At 75.2% G+C, this 1,320-nt stretch carries 1 protein-coding gene; it reads right to left on the bottom strand.

Features of this window, described 5'->3' with window-relative positions; all coding sequences use genetic code 11:
- On the bottom strand, positions 1-1,032 hold a 1,032-nt coding region (locus QCD68_RS17165), incomplete at its 3' end, for a TolB family protein (RefSeq protein ID WP_301223888.1).
- Positions 1,033-1,320: the final 288 nt, after the last annotated feature.

Genomic DNA, 1,320 nt, shown 5'->3' with positions numbered 1-1,320 from the left:
ATTCCTGCGGTTAATTATCGAGTAGCCGGTGGGTGGGGGGCGTCGTCGGCGGCGAGCCCCCGCCCCCCCGGCGCGGCGGCCACGGCGGCCCCAGCCCGCCGTGACCGGGTAGTCGCAGTACGCGAACCACGACGAGTCCGGCGCCCACGGCGGCACGTTCACGGTCCCCTGCCCGCCGTCGAGGACGACCAGCGTCTCCGGCACCACCGCGATCCGCGCACCACGAGCGAGGACCCCGGGCAGCAGCCGCAGTTCCACCCGGTGGTCCGCCGGGTGCCCGTGCACGCCGGGCTCGTAGGACAGGTACAGCAGGTGCACACCGTCCGGGGAGACGTGCGGGAACCAGTTCACCCGCTCGTCACCGGTGATCTGCACGGGGTCCGTCGACCCGTCGCGCAGGGCGGCGAGCTGCGCCGTGCCCGGGGTGAACCGCTCGGTGTTGAACAGCAGGGTCCCGCCGTCCGGGGTCCACGCGCACCCGTCGTCCGGGTGCGCGTCGCGGGTCCGGAAGGTCGTCGCGCCGGTCGCCGGGTCGACGAGGGCGACGTCGGTGGTCCAGACGCCCTCCGGTGAGCGTTCGCCCACGATCGCGGCCAGCGCGGAACCGTCGGGAGCGATGCCGTGCAGGTAGTACTTCCGCACGGTCGGCAGGGCGGCGGAGGTGTCGGTGATGCGGATCCCCGGGCCGCCGGCGGGCAGCGGCACGCGGTAGAGCTCACCGTCCCGCCCGCTCACCACGACGGACTGCCCCGAGGGGTCGAGCACGTGGTCGTTGTTGATCTCGGGCACACCCGGCATCGGCACCGGTACGAGCGCGGTCTCGTCGAGGACCGTCCCGGCCGCGGGCACCGGCAGCAGCCAGAGGTCGCCGTCGGCGTTGAGCACCAGGGTGTCGGCGTCCAGGACGTTCGGCGCCTCGACCAGGACGGTGTCCGAGGCGAACACCAGCCGGCCGGTGCGCGTCTCGACGTCGTACACGTGCACGCGGCTGGTCTGTCCGGGCAGCAGCTGCCGCCCCCGGGTCTCGGTCATGCGTCCATCCTGTCGTGCGAGGTGGGAGTCGGAATCGTGGTCGTGGTCGTGGTTCGGCGAGGCGCCGCACAACGGAATCCGATCCGAACCGCGGGAGTCCACGGTTCGGATCGGATACGGCAGGTGCTGTCCGCGCCGCACCACGGTCGGGCGGGCGCGCGCCGGCCGCACAACGGACGGGGGGGGGGGGGGGGGGGGGGGCGCGCCCCCCCCCGCCCCCCGCGCCGGGGGGGGGGCGGTCACGCACCACCCCCGCCGCCGCGGGGGCCCCCACCGGGGGGGACCCCC

The sequence above is a fragment of the Curtobacterium sp. PsM8 genome (assembly GCF_030433875.1).
Lineage (GTDB): Bacteria > Actinomycetota > Actinomycetes > Actinomycetales > Microbacteriaceae > Curtobacterium.
The sequence above is the reverse complement of the archived record's forward strand: the minus strand, read 5'-3'. Positions and strand labels throughout refer to the sequence as shown.